This window comes from Myxococcales bacterium (assembly GCA_016716835.1).
Classification (GTDB): domain Bacteria; phylum Myxococcota_A; class Polyangia; order Haliangiales; family Haliangiaceae; genus JADJUW01.
The window spans coordinates 67,839-84,726 of the sequence record JADJUW010000001.1 but is presented as its reverse complement, the minus strand read 5'-3'; the positions used below and the strand labels follow the sequence as shown (position 1 = coordinate 84,726).

Here is a 16,888-nt window from a genome sequence, read left to right as displayed (position 1 = left end):
ATCTTTTCCCGGCGGCCAACGACAAGCGGCCGGCGGCGCCGTACACTACGGCATGCGCGACGAGCATGGCTCGCTAGAAGCCTTATGCCGTCTCGGCGAACAGGTCGACCCCGACGAGCGGACGCGCATTTGGCGCCACGCCATCTCGACGCTTTCGTCCAGCGAGGTCGCGCCCTCGGCGCTTGAACGCCTCGATCCGCTACACATCATGCAGGGGATCCGCGTCGCGCTGGCGACGGGCCAAATTCGCGACCTCGATTGGCTGCCATCGGCGCCGGCCTATCTCGCGCTCTATCACCTTGCCTCGGTGCTGCCACCTGGCACCGAACGCCGCGACCTTGGCCGCATGGTCCTCGAAAAATTCCGTCAATGCGACGCGCAGACCTTCGTCCAGTTGGCCGACCGCTTGGCGCTCGGCGCGCGCGATGCCTTCTCGGAGCCGTCGGTGCGGTTGCGACTGGGCGCCGAGTTTATCCATTGCCCGCTGCAGGCCGCGCACACCCGCGTGCTCGCGCGCCTTGCGCTGACCATGATCGCCCGCAGCGAGCTCCGTGAGGCGTGGCTGGTCGACCGCTCCATGGGCTCGCTCACCTCGCGCCGCGTCGCCGCGCGCATGCTCGAGTTGGCGGCGCGCCATGCCACCTACCTTACCGGCACCGACAACGGCCCGATGGCGGTGCTCACCGGCGCCCAGGTAAGTGACGTCATGGCGCGGCTGCTCCTCGATCGCGAGCCGTTAGTGTGGCGACACGCCGCCATCGCGCGCGGCCTCTTGGCCCTGCACGACACCCAGCTCGCCACCTCGATCCAAAACGAGCTCGATGGCGGCAACACCTCGGCCTGGCGCCACGGCGCCACCTCGCTCGCGTCCATGCTCGAGCGGCAGGGCCACGCCGCCAAGCCGCGCCTCGTCGCCGCCATCGATCGCATTTGTCATCAAGATGCCGGGGTGAGCCGCGCCTTTTTGATGGGGCTCGAGGGCGCGCTCCTCACCTTCCCGGATCTCTCGGACGACCTTGCTTGTCACATCGTGTTGCGCGGTGGCCTCGACGCCGCGCTTGGGCTGGCGGAGCTACGCCGCGCCCTAGGCGACGTCGCGCCGCGCGCCACGAGCAATGCGATTGCCAACATTGAACAACACGCCTGGCAGGGTCGCGACCCTTCTGAGCAAACCTTGCTCGATGACACCGCGCTGCAGCTCGACCTCACCGTGGCGCCGAGCACGCTCTGCACCCTGCTCGCCGCAGCGCGCGATGGCATGCGCAACGGCGATGCCGAGCTCGCGGTCAAGATGACCACGTTGGCCCTCGGCGAGATGCGCGTCATGCTCACCCGCTTGCAAGCGGCTGACCTGTCGCCCCACGATGAACTGCTCTTGCTCGTGGATATCGACCGCGAGTTGCTCACCGACAGCATGATCCACGCCCTGCTCGCCCTCACCACGGCCTCAAGCCAGCGACTGGGCAAGGAGCTGGAAGATATTTTGGTCGAATTCGAACACATCTTGATGGCCGCCGAACACGAACCCGTCATGGCGCATCCGGTGCCGCATGAGACGCTGCGGATGTGGCGGTTGCGCGCGCTGCTGCGACTCATTGATCGAGACGCGCTCGACATCGACAATGCCGCCGGTCGGGCGCGGCGCATTGCCACGGTCATCGCGCTGGCGCGGCGTGCGGCGCAAGAGCAGTCCTCGCTGCAACGCTTGGTCTCGGCCGCGATGATGCGCGCGTGGGATGCGCTGCTGCGCGACCAGGCGCTCGACGTTACCGAATTGCTCTTTGCGACCGCGACGCTGTTCGATCCACACTACGACGTCACTGCTTTATGCCAAGCCACCCGTTATCCGCATGCGGCTCGTTTGCTCGCCAACTACGCCGCGCTTACCAAGGCAAGTTGGGCGATCTCCGGACCTCGTGATGTGGCGGCCCTTGAGGCGGCCGTCGAGGCCGCGCGGGTGCTGGTCGAGGAATTGCCGATCGCCGTCTCGGCACGGGCCGATGCGTTGCGCCTGGCCTGCGTGCGTTTTGTCGAGGCCATTGCGGGCCTCACACGCAGCTCCACGATTGCGGTGGCCAACCCGTTCATTCATCTGCTTGCCGCCGCCAGCCGCGAACTCGCCGCCTTGGCCTCTGGCAGCGCGAGGCGGCTGGGGCTGCCGGAGCTTGGCGCGCTTGGGACTACCATCGGCGACGTCGCCATCACCGCAACGCGGCCGGCGGCGCATCAAAATGGCGAATTTAGCGATGCCGTGGCCGATGCGGGCGGCGCGCTGCGCGAGGGCCTCTTGCCGGCGTTTGGCAACCTCGCCTATGCGGCGCTCGTCACCTACGCGGCCCTCCCCGTCGGCGATCTCATCGCCGCGACCGCCGCGGCAAACATGCCCGCCGGCGGCAAAGATCGCTGGATGCGCGCCATCGATGCCAGCGAGAGCGTCGAGCTGCCCGATTGGATGCCGCTGTCGCGCATTGTCGGCGGCTTTCTCGTTGAGCGCGCGCTGGGATCGGGCAACAGCGGCTCGGTGTTTGTCGCGCGTCGCCGCGGCAAGCGCAACACGGACAATCCCGACGATACGGTCGCGGTGAAGGTGCCGGATTTCGATAGCGGCGTGGCGCGTAACCTCACGCAACACGAGTTCGAACGCCTGTTTCGCGAAGAGGCCGGCGCCTTGCTCGCGCTGCCCAATCACGTCAACCTCGCGCGCTTCATCAGCTTTGATGCCACCGCCAAGCCCAAGCCGATCTTGGTCATGGAATACGTGCGGGGCCCAACGCTCGAACAACTGCTCGATAGCCAACGCATGGACATCACCACGGCCTTGTCGATCGCTGACGACATCGCCGCGGGGCTGCTCGCCATGCACGACGTCAACCTCGCGCATCTCGATCTCAAGCCCGCCAACGTCGTCATTCGCCATTTCGGCACGCCGCGCGCGCGCGCCGTGCTCGTCGACTTCGGTCTCGCCGGGCGCCAGTTGCGGCGCGGCTGCGGCAGCCCGCACTATGGTGCGCCGGAGGTGTGGGGCACGCCGGGTGCGCGCACGTCGCCGCTGCCAACCGATGTCTATGCGTTTGCCTGCCTCGCCTACGAATTGTGTACCGGCCAGCCGTTGGTCGTGGGCTCCACGCTGCAAGGCGTCCTCGGCAAGCACCTCGCCGGTACGCCGGCAAAAGACGCCTATTGGCGCTTTGCTACCAAGCTGGGTGCGCCGCACCTCGCCGACGTGCTCGCGGCCTCGCTATCGCGCGACCCCGCCGGGCGACCGCCCATCACCGTGCTCAAGCAAGCGCTGCTCGATCACCACGCCCTCTTCGCCGCCAGCAAGTGGCCGTTGTGACCGATCGCTAGCTCAGCAGCACCCAAGCCAGCGCGGCGAGGGTTAGCACCAAGGAGAGCCACCACCAGATAGGCGTGCGGGGCGCTACCGAGGCCGCCTTGTGCTGCGGCACCACCGTGGCGCTACCCGCGGCGAGCGCGGCGGCCTGCGACGACGACGCCGCTTCTTCATAAACGAGCACCACGGTGCCAAATGAAATCGTCTGGCCCGAGACCAAGGGCCCGACGCGATCGGTAATGACGACGCCGCCCACCTGGGTGCCGCGGCGCGACGCATCGCTGATAAAACATCCCTGCTCATTGCGCTCGATGATGCACTGCTCGCGCGATACCGAGGCGTCGTCGAGTCGCCACGTCGCGGCCTCGCTCCGCCCAATGTGCACTGTGCACGGCGCTGGCGGCATCACGCATGGCGCTGCCGCGGAGCCGCGCACCACGCGCAACACCGGCGCCACCGATGCAGGCTCAGCCATGAGCTCCTGCGCGAGTTGCCGCGCCAGACTGGCGGTGCCGCTGCTCGCAAGCTTTTCCGTCACACGCCCAGCTTGCCGCAATTAGCGACGCCTGCCAACCCACGCAGCCAGCATCGCCCCAAGCAAGGCTAGCCACGCCACAACCGCCACGCCCGCGCCGTAGCGATACCACGGCACATCAAAGCGCAGCGAAACCACCACGTCCCCCGCCGGCACGGCGACGCCGCGAGCATAGCCATTGATAGCCGCAATGGCTGCGGGCGCCCCATTCACCGTCGCCCGCCAACCGCGCTCGACAAACATCTCGTTCATCACGAGCAGGCCTGGCGCCGGCGCGCTCACCGCATAGTCAATCGCGTCATCGCGGCGCGATCGCACCTGCGCCTGCACCTCGGCAAACGCTCGCGGCGCTGCCATGGCGCGCGCGACGTCGCCGAGCCTACCCGCGTGTGCCGCCTCAACAAAGGCCTGCGCGCCGTCGGCCTTCAGCGTACGTGCCAATGCCGTCTTCGCGTCCGGCACCACCTCCGCCCCGCTCGCCCACCACGCGTCGGGTGCAACGTCGACAAAGGCAAATAAACCGGGCAACACCTCCGTAGCCACCTGACGCGATGGCATCTTGGGCCACGCCCGCCGCGTCTCGTCGCCGATTCCCAAATACGACACGCCAACCCGACCGCACAAATTTGGATCGCGCCGCAGCTCGTTGCGCACCAGCGCATATCGCAACAACGCCAGCGGGTCGTCTTCATAGCCGCCCACGTCGCGCACGCCGAGCCGCGCGCCCGGCCGGTAGCCGAGCCAACCGCGATCGTACCAACGCGACCCAGACGTCGCGACCTCTGCCAACATCGCGCCGGCTTCCGCATCACGCGTGTGCACCGGCAGCGGCGCCATCGTCGACCACATCGCCGCCTGTCGAGCCGCAAATTGCTCGGCGCTTGCCACCACCAACACCACAACCGCCATCGCCGGGGCGCATCGCCGCCACCGCTCATCGCGATGCGCACGCATCAACAACACCGCCGCATGCAGGCCAAACGCCGCTAGCACTGCCAGCGCGAAGCTCGCTACATACAGATAGCGGTGTGCCATGCGAAACAACTCAATCGGCGGCAGCACCGCCGCGAGCCACTGCAGCATCGGCGTGCCCTCGCCCAGCGCGCACACCACGCCAAAAAGCCATACGCCGCCCCAAATCAAGCGTCCTGCGCCCGCCCCACGCCACAGCGCCGCGAGAGCTAACAGCAGCAGCCCCCACCCAACATAGACGGGAATGCCCGCGGCCAGCGGCGACCAAAGATTCGCCAACGCCTGCGGCGCCCACCCAGATTGGCCATAGAAATCTGCGCCGCGAATCGCGCGCTCGGTTTGCGGCAGCACGTCCCATGTCGCCCACACCTGCGTGCCACACAGCACGGCCGCGAGCACCAGCGCCGCCGCCACGGCGCCTGCAACCTCGCGCGCATACGGCCACCCTCGCCGCGCAACCTCGCCCCAGCTTCGCCAAAGCAAATACGGCGTCGCCAGCAGCGCGACGTACCACACCGACGCCAACGCCCCCGCCAAGATCATCAGCGCCATCACCACGCCCAGCCACCCCGCCGACCGGGCGCTTGGCCGCGCCAGCACATGCTCACAGGCGAGCAGCACCCACGGCGCATACGCAAAGCTCCAGTTCAGCGCCGACGGCGCATTGACCACAACCGTGTAGCTCGTCATCACCGCCACCGCGCCGAGCACGCACGCCGCTGGCACCAGCCGCTGCCCGCGCAACCACATCGCCATGCCAAACCCAAGCAACCAAATGTGAAACAAATTTTTAACGACGATCAGCCAATACGGCACCTCGCCTAGCGCGTGCGCCGCGCCCACGAGCAACCATTGCCCGGGATACAACGTGCCGGCCTGCGGATCGGCATAAAACGGGTAACCTAGGCGCTCGTTGCCCTGCCACAGTGGCCATTCGCCCTCGCGCGACGCGCGCACTTGAAGCTGCAAATCGCCCCAATACTCCCACAGCGCATCCCACCGCAGCGCATGCCGCGCCGACGGCCACGGCGACCACAGCGGCCAAAACATCGCCAGCACGACCAACGCGACCAACGCGGCGAGCACCCAGCCTCGCGCCCAACCTCGTGGCTTCTGCTCCGGCGTGGCCGCCGCTGACAACGTCACGGCGACACCATATCACGCGAAGCGCGGCTACTTCTTGCCGGCTTGTTCTTGCGCTAGGTACATCGCGTACCGCTCCTGCACCCGCGCCACGTAGGCCATGGTCTCGCGATACGGCGGCACGCTATTATTATATTTCGCCACCGCGCCCGGGCCCGCGTTGTACGCCGCCGCGGTTAACGCCAAGTCGCCGCTGAAGCGATTCGCCATCAGCCGCAGGTAGCGTGCACCGCCTAAAATATTTTCACGCGGGTCAAACGCATTTTGCACCCCTTGCTCGGTCGCGGTGCCGGGCATGAGCTGCATCAGCCCTTGCGCGCCGGCGCCGGAGACAACATTGGGATCGTAGTTGCTCTCGGTATGCATCACCGCACGAATGAGCGCAGGTGGCAGCTGATACAGCGCAGCGGCTTCATAGATATAGACGTCGTAACGCGTAAACCGCTCGGCCGACATATCGCGCGCCGGCACCCGATCACACCCGACACACGCCCCGCGCTTGGCGGAGGCCTTCGAGCCCGCCTCCGGTTCGGAGACGAGCACCTTTTTCCACTTTTTCCGCTCGGCACCGCGCGGCGCAATATTGGTAAAGTAGAGCTCGCCGTCGGCGTCGGTGTGGGAGTAAATGTCCGCCGCCGCGCTCGTCACGCCACCGCCCGCGCCGCCGCCAAAGGCTAGCGCCAGCCCCAACGCCGCCGCAGCCATCCCCAGCCATCTCATAAAAATATGGTAACAAGGCGGCATCCTCGATGCGAGCCATATGAGCACCAGCCGCGACAATTCCCACACCACCCGCGCGCAGACGGCCTACCTAGAAACCGACTACTTAGTGCTCGGCTCGGGCATTGCGGGCCTCAACTTCGCGCTGCAGGCCGCACCGCACGGCAAGGTGCTCGTCGTTGCCAAAAAGGCACTCGACGATACCGCGACCAATTGGGCGCAAGGCGGCGTAGCCGCGGTGCTCGCCGAGACCGACTCCTTCGATAAGCACATCGAGGACACGCTCACCGTCGGCGACGGCCTATGCGACCGCGCCATCGTCGAGATGGTGGTGCGCGAGGGCCCGGCGCAGGTGCGCCGCCTGCTCGAACTCGGCGTCAATCTCGCGCGCGGCACCGATGGCGAGCTCGATCTTACGCGCGAGGGCGGCCACTCCGAGCGCCGCGTCGTGCACTACCAAGACATCACCGGCCGCGAAATCCAACGCGCCATGCTCGCCGCGGCCGCGGCACATCCCAACATCACGATCATCCACGATCACATCGCGGTCGACTTGCTCTCGATGGCCAAGTACGGCGGCGACGCGGCGTGCTTTGGCGCGTACATTCTCGACAGCCACAGCGGCGAGGTCAAGACCGTCGTCGCCGGCGCCACCGTGCTCGCCACCGGCGGCGCCGGCAAGGTCTTCGTCTATACCTCTAACCCCGACGTCGCGACCGGCGACGGCATAGCCATGGCCTATCGCATCGGCGCCGTCGTCAGCGATCTCGAGTTCGTGCAGTTTCACCCCACCGTGCTCTTTCATCCCCACGCCAAGAGCTTCCTCATCTCGGAAGCCTTGCGCGGTGAAGGCGGCATCTTGCGCCACCTACCGCGCACGCCAGGCGAGGTCGGCGCGACCTTCATGGAAAACTATCATCCGCTCAAATCGCTCGGGCCGCGCGATGTCGTCGCGCGCGCCATTGACAACGAGCTCAAGAAAACCGGCGCCGACGCGGTGGGTCTGGACATGACGCATCTGCCCGCCGACTTTGTCCGCGAGCGCTTTCCCAACATTTATGAACGCTGCCTGGCACTCGGCATCGACATGACCAAGCAGCCCATCCCCGTCGTGCCCGCGGCGCACTATATGTGCGGCGGCGTCAAGACCGACGAATTTGGCCAAACCAGCGTTAGAAACTTGTTTGCCGTCGGCGAGACCGCGAGCACGGGGTTGCACGGCGCGTGCCGCCTTGCGTCCAACTCGCTGCTTGAGGGCATGGTGTTTTCCACTCGCGCCGCTGCCGCCGCCAAGCTCGTCACGCCGGTGCGGCCAAGCAACATCGCGCCGTGGAGCTCCGGCGACGCCACCGATTCGCAAGACGCCATCGTGGTGTCACTCAACTGGGACGAGATCCGCCGCTTCATGTGGAGCTACGTCAGCATCGTGCGCAGCGACAAGCGCCTCGAGCGCGCGCGCCGCCGCATCGAGGTCTTGCGCGAAGAAATCCGCGAGTACTATTGGGACTTCAAGATCACCAGCGATCTGGTCGAATTGCGCAACCTCGCGCTCGTCGCGCACCTCATCATCGAGAGCGCGCGCCGCCGCAAGGAGTCGCGCGGCCTTCACTATAGCCTCGACTACCCGACAAAATTCTCCGAGCCCATGCACACCGAGCTGCAGCTCACCAACGGCCCGACGGCGTGATGCTGGGCACGTTGGTCTGGCAATTTCGGGCAAGGTTGTGCCCAACCTCACGCGCAACCCTGTTCTTGTCGTTGTACGTTCGACAAAAGGCGTGCGTGCATGCGAAACATTTTGCATGCAAAAAGCAACGATACCTCTCGCCTCCGCTTGCTTGCTCACCGCGCTGTCGCTGCTCGGCTCGGCCGATGCCGCCCGGGCTGACACGCGCCGCCTCGCCGTCGGCGGCGAAATGTCGGTGTTGCATTTTCCCGTGGCGCCGTGCCTCACCTACTACGTCAATGACGACGTCGGCATCGGCGTCTGCGCGTCAGTTGGCATCAATGACCTGTCTCGATCGACCGAGGTCTTCCTGGCTCGCACCGGCGTGCTAACGCAGTGGCATACCTCGTCCTCGTCGCTAACGGGCGGCCTCGCCGGCACGCGGCAGTTGCGCCTCGGCGCAAAATTTGGCTATGCCCGCGGCGCCGTGGAATCGCTTATCGCCGACGATGCACGCCTCGAAGGCGTCGTGGGCGCCGCGCGCCTCGAGCTCTTGATCGCCCCCGCCGCCTCCCACGTCGGCCTGCTCGCCTACGTCGACGCGGGCGTGCTTTGGTACGCCACCGAAAACGACGAAGCCCTGTCGCCTCACATCGGGCTGGGCTTCGCCGTCACGCTGCGGTAATCGCGACGCTGAAACATGTTACGTTAGAAATCGGTTAACCACGGTCCGGAATTTGGCGAGACCGAAGGAGCCATCCAGCAGCTCCGCACCGGGTCGCAACTGCACGGATCTTGGCGTTGCGCGGGGTGGAATTGCTGCGAGCGTGCGCGCGTTGGCGCCATTTCTGACCCAAGCGCTGACGATTGTTGAAACCAAGCTGCGCCGGCGGTGTCGCAACGTTCATGCAATTCCTCCCCACAGGCATCGGCGCAAGCAGCATCTTCGTGGCACTTGTCCTGGTGCTCGGCGCCCAACCCAGTGCAGCCGATTCTTTGGTCGCGACCCGCAGCCAGCCGGTACGCGAGATCGCCCACAACGTCGCGATTTCGGTCGACGGAGGCATCGCCACCTACAGGGTGCGGCGGACCTTCGCCAATGCAGGCAAGGTGACTGATCAGGTCTACCTAGAAATCGATTTGCCTTACGGCGCCGCGGCAACCGGGCTGCGGATTCGCGCCCATGACCGCTGGTACGACGGCGAACTGATGGCCGCCGAAAAAGCCGAGGCTTTGTATCGCGAACTCACGGGTCTCGGCCCGCATCGACCAAAAGATCCGGCATGGCTGTATTGGCTGTGGACCGACAAGCTCGGCTTGCAGATTTTTCCGGTGCTGGCCGGACAAACCTCGACCGTCGAATACACGTTGACTGCGCCGACCCGGTACCAAAACGGCAGAATGGTGGTGTTTTATCCCCGGACGGAAGCCGCGACAGAAACCGACGAAGAGGCCGACGAAGAGGCCGAAGAGACCGATGCCGCCGGGACTGCAACCAATGAATCCGCAGCGCCTAGTCTGTTCGCCAAGCTGTTTTCCGCCGCAGCCCGGCAACGCATCGCCCAGTTGTGTGCTCGCGGCGGGTGCGCGCTATCAAGCCCGACCGGAGCGACCATGGTAGCGGACCTGAGCGAAGGCATCGCGCCCGGCGAGCTCCTCGGCGGCCTCGGCACCGCCGGCACGAACGACGCGTTGCAAACGGATTTCCCGGCGGACCCGCTGAGGGTAAGCAAACTCGCAAACCCAGTGATCACCGTCAAGCCGAGTTGGGGCGACGCGGCAACATTGCTGCGCGTCGACGGCAATCGTTTCTCCGTCGACACCCCGTTCATCTTGACCATACCAGACGTTCCGCCGTGGCAGCGCGAACACGCCGACGAACTAGAGGCTAGCGCGGGATACGTGGCCAGCGTAATAAGCGTGGCGCCGACCCGGCAAACCCAGCAACTCGCCACCGAAGTCACCCTCGTCGTCGACATCGAACATACCTGGCGCGGCGATATCCGCTTGCAGCTGCTGACCCCGACAGGCGAACTGCTCGATGTCGTGGGCGAAGCCGACCAGCCATGGGGCGGCCGCGAAAACGATTTGCGCATGTCACAAGTGATTTCCTTGCCAGAGCCAATGCCCGCGGCCGGTACCTGGCGGCTCATCGTTTCTGACCATGTGCCGACTGATGCCGGCGTGCTGCGCGCGTGGTCGTTGCGGTTCGGGCCCGGCAATACCGCGGCGCAGGCGTCGGCCACCGATACGCCGCTGTTCATCCAAGACGCGCCCTACAATCCTGACGACAGCGGCGTCGCCACCATCGAAATCGCCGCACCAACGATCGACATCGTCGCCGGCAGGCTCGGCCGCGTCGACGTCATCGCTGACAAACAGATCGCTCGGTTCGAGCTCGACACCGCGGCCGAATTGCTACCCGCACCCAAAGGCGCCCACGTGGTGTTTGCCGTCGACGCCTCGCACTCGCAGCAAGCCAAAGGCATCGCGGCGCAACTGCGGCTCATCAAGGCCTACGCTTCGCACCTGCCTGACGCTTCGTTTGAGATCGTCAGCTACCGACGCCGCGCCAGCCGCGTATTCGGCAAGTGGCAGCCGGCGGCGACCGTGGCGATCGCGCTCGACAAAGCGGTCGCGGCCGGTGGCTTTGCCCCCGGCAACGGCAGCGCGCTTGATGCCGCGGCGACGCTCGCGACCGAGATCCTTCGCGGTGACACGGCGCCGACCCGGCTGGTGTTTCTGACTGACGACTTGCTACGGCCCGGCTTTCACAACCGCGATGCGCTCGCCGCGCTGGCAGGCTTGCCACCGCGCGCCATCGTCCACGTTGCCACCGTTAAACTCGACGAAAGCGCCGACGAAGTCACCTTCGTTCGCGACGATACGCTGCCACGCGGCGTACTCGCCACCCGCCATCGCGGCATTGCCGTCACCCTCGACGGCCTAGGCGGTTCTGGCGAAAAACGACTCGGGGCGGTTGCCCTGCATTTGGTCCGGCCCACCCAAATCGACAATTTTCGCGTCGTCGGTTGGCCCGAGGTGGACGGCGACAATGAAGAAATCCCGGACTCGCTCAAGGAAGGCACCGGCCTGCGATTGATGGGAATCGCCGGCAACGCCGCGCCGACACGGGTCCAGCTGCGCGGCAAAATTTGGAGCGACGACTTCACACGCACCGTCACTGTCAATCAGCGCTTCTCGATAGCCACGGCGGGTTGGCTCTTCTCCGAAGACGAATACGGCGAGTTCAGTGATGAAGAGCAATACAAGGTTGCCATGTATGGCCGCGCCGTTTCGCCCGTGACCTCATATCTGGCAATCGAACCCGGCACACGACCTTCGTACGACGGCTTTGAACATGCCGGCATCGGCCTCGGCGGTTTTGGTGCAGCGGGTTTCGGCGCTGGCGGTGATGGCGCGCGGGGCATCCGCCGGCAGGCGCCCGATCTTCGGGCGCTCATCGATACCGCCGCCTGCCGCAAGGTTGCTCGCGGCCCCGCCGATAAGGTAACGCTGGTGATCGACACAACGTTTGCAGAAATCGTCGACGTACGTGCTCACGCCAACTCCGGCGGGTCGCCAGCCTTTTACGCCTGCGTGGTCGAAGCCACGTGGGCCGCGGTGCTAGACCAACGGTTTGATCTCGAACGCGAGGCGTACGAAGTCGAGTTTGCCGCTGAAGACGCCCCGTAGCTGTTGCGCTGCGGCGCCCGGCCCGGGTCATTTATTAACCCAGGGCCGGGGACGCTGGACCACAATTCTCAGACCTGCTTCCGATCACCTAGCAGCCGCGCACGTTTGGCTGACCAACCAGATTTCGACTATGCGAGCGACCCAATCTTTGCATTGCGCTTGGTTGGCGATGGAGCGCCGGGGCGCTGGCTACTGGCGGCCGCGCCCGGCGCCTCAAAGTTTACAGATCAATGGCATGCGCGACCTGTCGCGCCGCCGCCCCACCCGCACGCCACGCACCTGTATCCACGTGGTCACATCCCGTCGCAGGCGGCCCTCCCCGCTGGCATTTCCCGGCAGCGCACCCGACCGCCGCCGCCTTGGCACGCTCGTCGCAATACATCCAAAGCGCCGGTGAATCGGACGGACGGCGCCGGCACGGCCGTCGCGCAATTCTGCGCGGCGGCTTTCTTTTTTCGCAGCAGCCTAGCAAGATGTCGCCATGTTAAGCGGGCGCCGCCGTTGACTTGCTCGCGCTAGCCGGCAGGACAGGCCAGATCGTGTGGCATTTACCGTCCAAGCCAGTACAGCGGCTGCCGACGCTCGTGTGCAACGGCAAGCACCGTGACGCTTTCAGCGTTGACGGTGTAAATAGCAAGGTACGGAAATGATGGAATGCGCACCTGTCGATATCGCGAACCAGCCTCTAAGGTATTGCCCCGCAAGGGATATTCTTCAAGCGAGTTCAAGACGTGCGCGAAAGAGGTCACGAACTGTTGAGCGACAATCGGGGCGCGGCTCAAATACCAATCCGCCGCAAGTTCAACTTCGAGAATTGCCGTCGCCGCAACCGTAACCTGATATTTCATCGTTGGACACGAGACAACAAGCGCGCAACAACGTCGCTTGCAGCAATCGTCGGTTCTCGCTGGATGGAGACATCGTGCAGCCGCTGATCACACTCGGCAATCCACGCCGCAGCCCACGCATGATCGACAGCCCCATCGGCGTCCTCGCCGAGTAGTTCCCGAGCCAAATCCCGTCGCTCCTCTTCGCTGAGGCTCTTCGCTAGTGCTCGGATTTCGGATACTGCACTCACACCTTTATTGTAGCTGAACTCCGCCTGTCGGTCACCGTTTTTTTACCCCGCCTCGTCAACCCAGAACGCGCGATTGCAGCTCGACGATGCGATCCTCGGCTTGTGGTGGCCCATGGGCCATTAGACGTCGGCGGCGCGAGTCTATCGACGGTCGTTCTCAAGGAGCTGATCGGGAAGGATGCGGTGCAGAGCGCGGTCGAAATGGCGGCAACCAAGAAGGCGATCGACGGCGAGCTGCGATTAGTGATCTGAAGGCTTTGAATCCCCCGTGAGCCGGCATCTTCGCACCCCTGCCAGCCCCTGCCAGCCCTGCACGCCCCCTGCCACCCGTCGCAATTTCCGGCTGAAATTTCCTATCCCCATTTCCTATCCCCTAAGCAGACACCGCAATTCAATCGCTGACGATTGCGATCTACTATCCGGGTTAGTAGTAAAGGCTTGCAGATCCCAGGCTCGCAGGCAAATCAGGATGGACGCTTCCTCTGAACCGAATTTTCGGAACGTTGTGCAAGCATGAGGCCCGTCTACTTCTGGTTACTCGTGGCGATGCTTGCGTGCATCAGTGCGGTAGCATTCCAGCTCACCAACGACGAGCGAAACTGGCGCCTTGGCTCTGCCATGACAACAGCCACGGTGACGAGCGTCGCGAAGGTTGACTCTTACAAGCGTTCTCACACCTATCGCATCAACGTCGGATGGAAGCTCGGCGGAAGGCCGCACGCACTAGAAATTGAGACCAATCGCGACAAATCACACCCCGTGTCCGTGGGCGACCAATTGCGCCTGCTCGTAGACAGGGAAGAACCTTCCAATGCGGTGTTGCTCGATGACTGGCAAGAGGACTACTACGCGGGCATTGTCATGGGCCTGCTAGCTGGGATGGCAGCTGGCATGTGTCTCTTTTTCAAGTTCTCCCACCGACACCGGGCGCGCTTAAAGCTCTACTACCAAGGCTTCTCAGCAGCTACTTCTTTGCACACCACGCTCTTTGGGACGGTTGCCGCAGCTGCGTTCGTGGATCTCATTGACGACCTGGTGTTTGACTACGCGCTTCCGCGATATCTGCTGCTCATCGTCTTCTTGCCACTACTTATCAAAACTTACAAGACTTGGCGCAAGCTGCGTGATGAACTCGGGCAACGCAAGTAGCGGCGGCTTGTTCTATTTGGGCGTGCCCGGCCTCCTGCTGGCGCTTGGGTGTCCAAGCGGCGTAAACCGTGTCCAAAAGAATTCCAACCAGCTGCAGATATTTGCTACGCAAGCGATGAACCTCGTACCGCTACGCAGCAACGACGCAAGCTGCGCCGGCCTCGTCGATCAATATCAGTGATCGGAAGGCTATAAATCACCCGCACCCCGGCATCTGGCACCTTGCCAGCCCCGCTCGGCCCGCGCCACCCTCCGCATTTTCCGCCTAAAATTTCCTATCCCCGACGCCGGGGCGCTGGTCATTTGCGGCCGCGCCCGGCGCCTCAAAGTTTACAGGTCAATGGCACGCGCGACCTGTCGCGCCGTCGCCCCACCCGCTCGCCACGCCCCTGTATCCACGTGGTCACATCCCGTCGCAGGCGGCCCTCCCCGCTGGCATTTCCCGGCAGCGCACCCGACCGCTGCCGCCTTGGCACGCTCATCGCAATACACCTATATCGCCGGTGAATCGGACGGACGGCGCCGGCACGGCCGTCGCGCAATTCTGCGCGGCGGCTTTCTTTTTTCGCAGCAGCCTAGCAAGATGTCGCCATGCTTGGTGGTCGCCGCGGCTTCGACGCCGCGTTACTCGTTGCTGTCGTTGCCGCCCTGCTCGCCGCCGGCGCGCTGGCGGCCTGCCACCGCCCGCATGCACCCACGCCGCATGCCGCGGTCGCGCTGTACGCCGATGCGCTGCGCACGAACGATCCACAAGCCGCCTATGCCCTGCTCACGACCGCGCTGCAAAAACGCACGCCTTATGCCGAATTCGCCAAGCGATGGAGCGAGCAGTCCGCGGAACGCACGGCGCAATTGCAAGCGCTCACCACCGATCTCAAGCCGGCCCTGGCCCCCATGGTGCTGACGCGCTCGGCGATTATCACCACCGATGCGGTTGCGTCGCCCACTGGGGCGGTCCAGCGCGCCGAGTTCGTCAAACACGGCAACTATTGGTACGCAGGAACGCCGCTGCTCGCCGCAACATTCTACGCCACTCCAGAATCCGTGCTTGCGGCGCTGGCCGATGCACTGGAAACCTCTGCGGTCCAAACCCTCGTCGGCGTCTGGACCTCTGACCGCCAGGTCGAGCTGACCCAACAACTCGGCATCGCCCGAACCGGCCTCGCCGCGGCGCTGGCCAGCGGCACCAAGGCCAATCTTGTGAGCGAAGACCGGGCGCAGTTTTCGTTTTTCGCCGGCGACTTGTGGTTTCTAATCGCGCTGGAACGCGAAAACGGCCAATGGCAGATTGAAAACATTTACAGCGACAACGGCGTCTACCCACTGCCTTAGTCGATCCCACGTACAAAAACCGCCGGGTGAATCGCCCTAAGTTGTTGTGTTAATTACGTTTGATACAAGAACCGGCCCTTCGATAACTCTATATAGAAATGTATTGAATGGTAGTCGGTAGCTGATACACTCGTACCTCACTGTTGGTGGAGGCTGGATGAGCGAGTATCGCATAGGAGATAAGACCGTGTATCCAGGCCGCGGAGTGGCCGAAATCATTGGGATTGAGCAAAAAGAGATCAACGCAACTCTGTGCTCGTTCTACGTCTTAAAGGTGCTCGGCAGCGATCTACAGGTCATGGTGCCGCGCGATAAGGCCGATCAAGTGGGCCTGCGCCCCGTGGCGTCAACCGACGAAATTGAGGAAGTCTTTGAACTCCTAAAAGATCCCGACGTCCGCATCGACAAGCAGACGTGGAACCGCCGCAGCCGGGGTTTCCAAGAAAAAATCCGCACCGGTTCGCTGTTTGACGTCGCCGAGGTCTTCCGCGACCTCTACCGCCTGAAAAGCACCAAGGCCTTGTCATTTGGGGAAAAGAGCTGCTCGAAAAAGTGCGCACGCTCATGGTCAAAGAAATGGCCACCGCCCGCCAATGCCCCGAATCCGTGGTGGTCAGCGACATCGAAAAAGCCTTTGCGTAAGGATAGTGGGGCCTTAGCCCACCGGTGAGTTGCAACGTGGACGTCCGATGTGTTAGTCCGGCCGCGTGGGAGTATCAGTTTCATTAGACCGGGCCGAAGTCACCACCCTCGCGGTGGACGGCATTGTTAACCCGACCAATTCGCTCTGCATCATGAATACCGGGCTTTCCGGGGCGATTCGCCGCGCTGCCGGTGCCGCCATCGAGCAGCAAGCCCAGCTCAAGGCCCCACTGGCCGTGGGTGCCGCCATCGTGACCAAAGGCGGCAATCTTCCCGCCAAACACATCATCCACGCGCCCATCATCGCCGAACCTGGCCAACGCGTGATCACGGAGAATGTCCGTCGCGCCGCGCGCGTCGCGCTGCTGGCGGCCGATGCCTATAAGCTCAAGACCATCGCCATCCCCGCCATCGGCGTCGATTTGGGCGACGTCGCGCCGGAGGAAGCCACGCGCGCAATCGTCGAGGAAATTCGCGCCCATCGGCGACCATTTCCGGAACACGTCATCTTGGCGACCACAGATCTCTACGTCAGCCAAGCGTTTGAAGACGCCCTGCGCAACGCCCAACAGACGTCGTAGGCCGCGTTACTCAACGCGCCATTGCGGCGCGCTCAAAACG

At 64.3% G+C, this 16,888-nt stretch carries 13 protein-coding genes and 1 pseudogene; 10 read left to right on the top strand and 4 right to left on the bottom strand.

Annotated elements, in window-relative coordinates; genetic code table 11:
• Positions 1 to 52: 52 nt before the first annotated feature.
• Positions 53 to 3,337, top strand: coding sequence for a serine/threonine protein kinase (locus IPL79_00370; GenBank protein MBK9069453.1), 3,285 nt, complete (start codon positions 53 to 55; stop codon positions 3,335 to 3,337).
• 7 nt (positions 3,338 to 3,344) lie between these two features.
• Here IPL79_00370 and IPL79_00365 read toward each other — a convergent pair whose 3' ends face one another.
• From IPL79_00365 to IPL79_00355, 3 genes are read right to left on the bottom strand one after another with little or no spacing between them, the layout of a single operon-like run.
• Positions 3,345 to 3,872: an FHA domain-containing protein gene (locus IPL79_00365; protein ID MBK9069452.1), complete on the bottom strand. Its 528-nt coding sequence runs from the start codon at positions 3,870 to 3,872 to the stop codon at positions 3,345 to 3,347.
• A gap of 18 nt (positions 3,873 to 3,890) precedes the next feature.
• Positions 3,891 to 5,987, bottom strand: a complete 2,097-nt coding sequence (locus tag IPL79_00360) for a hypothetical protein (protein MBK9069451.1) — start codon at positions 5,985 to 5,987, stop codon at positions 3,891 to 3,893.
• A 27-nt stretch (positions 5,988 to 6,014) separates the two neighbouring features.
• On the bottom strand, positions 6,015 to 6,728 hold the full coding sequence (locus tag IPL79_00355; protein ID MBK9069450.1) for a lytic transglycosylase domain-containing protein: 714 nt from the start codon (positions 6,726 to 6,728) through the stop codon (positions 6,015 to 6,017).
• Positions 6,729 to 6,744: 16 nt separating this feature from the next.
• Between IPL79_00355 and nadB the strand changes: the two genes are divergently transcribed.
• The 3 genes from nadB (at position 6,745) to IPL79_00340 (ending at position 12,066) form a co-directional block, all read left to right on the top strand.
• Positions 6,745 to 8,391, top strand: coding sequence for an L-aspartate oxidase (gene nadB / locus IPL79_00350; protein ID MBK9069449.1), 1,647 nt, complete (start codon positions 6,745 to 6,747; stop codon positions 8,389 to 8,391).
• A 115-nt stretch (positions 8,392 to 8,506) separates the two neighbouring features.
• Complete coding sequence (locus tag IPL79_00345) at positions 8,507 to 9,055, top strand: hypothetical protein (GenBank protein MBK9069448.1); 549 nt, start codon at positions 8,507 to 8,509, stop codon at positions 9,053 to 9,055.
• 221 nt (positions 9,056 to 9,276) lie between these two features.
• Positions 9,277 to 12,066, top strand: a complete 2,790-nt coding sequence (locus IPL79_00340) for a proprotein convertase P-domain-containing protein (GenBank protein ID MBK9069447.1) — start codon at positions 9,277 to 9,279, stop codon at positions 12,064 to 12,066.
• 548 nt (positions 12,067 to 12,614) lie between these two features.
• On the opposite strand, the gene IPL79_00335 is transcribed toward IPL79_00340, so the two are convergent.
• Positions 12,615 to 12,914 carry a type II toxin-antitoxin system RelE/ParE family toxin gene (locus tag IPL79_00335; protein ID MBK9069446.1) on the bottom strand — a complete coding sequence of 100 codons (300 nt, stop codon included), beginning with the start codon at positions 12,912 to 12,914 and terminating at the stop codon, positions 12,615 to 12,617.
• 2 nt (positions 12,915 to 12,916) lie between these two features.
• On the opposite strand from IPL79_00335, the gene IPL79_00330 reads away from it, so the two are divergent.
• The 6 genes and pseudogenes from IPL79_00330 (at position 12,917) to IPL79_00305 (ending at position 16,848) form a co-directional block, all read left to right on the top strand.
• The gene (locus tag IPL79_00330) at positions 12,917 to 13,069 is read left to right on the top strand and encodes a hypothetical protein (GenBank protein ID MBK9069445.1); all 153 of its coding nucleotides are present in this window, start codon (positions 12,917 to 12,919) and stop codon (positions 13,067 to 13,069) included.
• A 180-nt stretch (positions 13,070 to 13,249) separates the two neighbouring features.
• Complete coding sequence (locus tag IPL79_00325) at positions 13,250 to 13,396, top strand: hypothetical protein (GenBank protein MBK9069444.1); 147 nt, start codon at positions 13,250 to 13,252, stop codon at positions 13,394 to 13,396.
• Between the two features lie 261 nt (positions 13,397 to 13,657).
• Positions 13,658 to 14,293, top strand: coding sequence for a hypothetical protein (locus IPL79_00320; protein ID MBK9069443.1), 636 nt, complete (start codon positions 13,658 to 13,660; stop codon positions 14,291 to 14,293).
• A gap of 591 nt (positions 14,294 to 14,884) precedes the next feature.
• Positions 14,885 to 15,625, top strand: a complete 741-nt coding sequence (locus IPL79_00315) for a hypothetical protein (protein MBK9069442.1) — start codon at positions 14,885 to 14,887, stop codon at positions 15,623 to 15,625.
• 157 nt (positions 15,626 to 15,782) lie between these two features.
• A pseudogene (locus tag IPL79_00310) lies at positions 15,783 to 16,267 on the top strand (CarD family transcriptional regulator).
• Between the two features lie 65 nt (positions 16,268 to 16,332).
• On the top strand, positions 16,333 to 16,848 hold the full coding sequence (locus IPL79_00305; protein MBK9069441.1) for a macro domain-containing protein: 516 nt from the start codon (positions 16,333 to 16,335) through the stop codon (positions 16,846 to 16,848).
• The last annotated feature ends 40 nt before the right edge of the window (positions 16,849 to 16,888 follow it).

Excerpts from the sequence above, each read along its gene's own strand:
- IPL79_00370 (MBK9069453.1), top strand. The coding sequence starts at position 53 with ATGCGCGACGAGCATGGCTCGCTAGAAGCCTTATGCCGTCTCGGCGAA.
- IPL79_00355 (MBK9069450.1), bottom strand. The coding sequence starts at position 6,728 with ATGCCGCCTTGTTACCATATTTTTATGAGATGGCTGGGGATGGCTGCG.
- nadB (MBK9069449.1), top strand. The coding sequence starts at position 6,745 with ATGAGCACCAGCCGCGACAATTCCCACACCACCCGCGCGCAGACGGCC.
- IPL79_00345 (MBK9069448.1), top strand. The coding sequence starts at position 8,507 with ATGCAAAAAGCAACGATACCTCTCGCCTCCGCTTGCTTGCTCACCGCG.
- IPL79_00340 (MBK9069447.1), top strand. The coding sequence starts at position 9,277 with ATGCAATTCCTCCCCACAGGCATCGGCGCAAGCAGCATCTTCGTGGCA.
- IPL79_00335 (MBK9069446.1), bottom strand. The coding sequence starts at position 12,914 with ATGAAATATCAGGTTACGGTTGCGGCGACGGCAATTCTCGAAGTTGAA.
- IPL79_00320 (MBK9069443.1), top strand. The coding sequence starts at position 13,658 with ATGAGGCCCGTCTACTTCTGGTTACTCGTGGCGATGCTTGCGTGCATC.
- IPL79_00315 (MBK9069442.1), top strand. The coding sequence starts at position 14,885 with ATGCTTGGTGGTCGCCGCGGCTTCGACGCCGCGTTACTCGTTGCTGTC.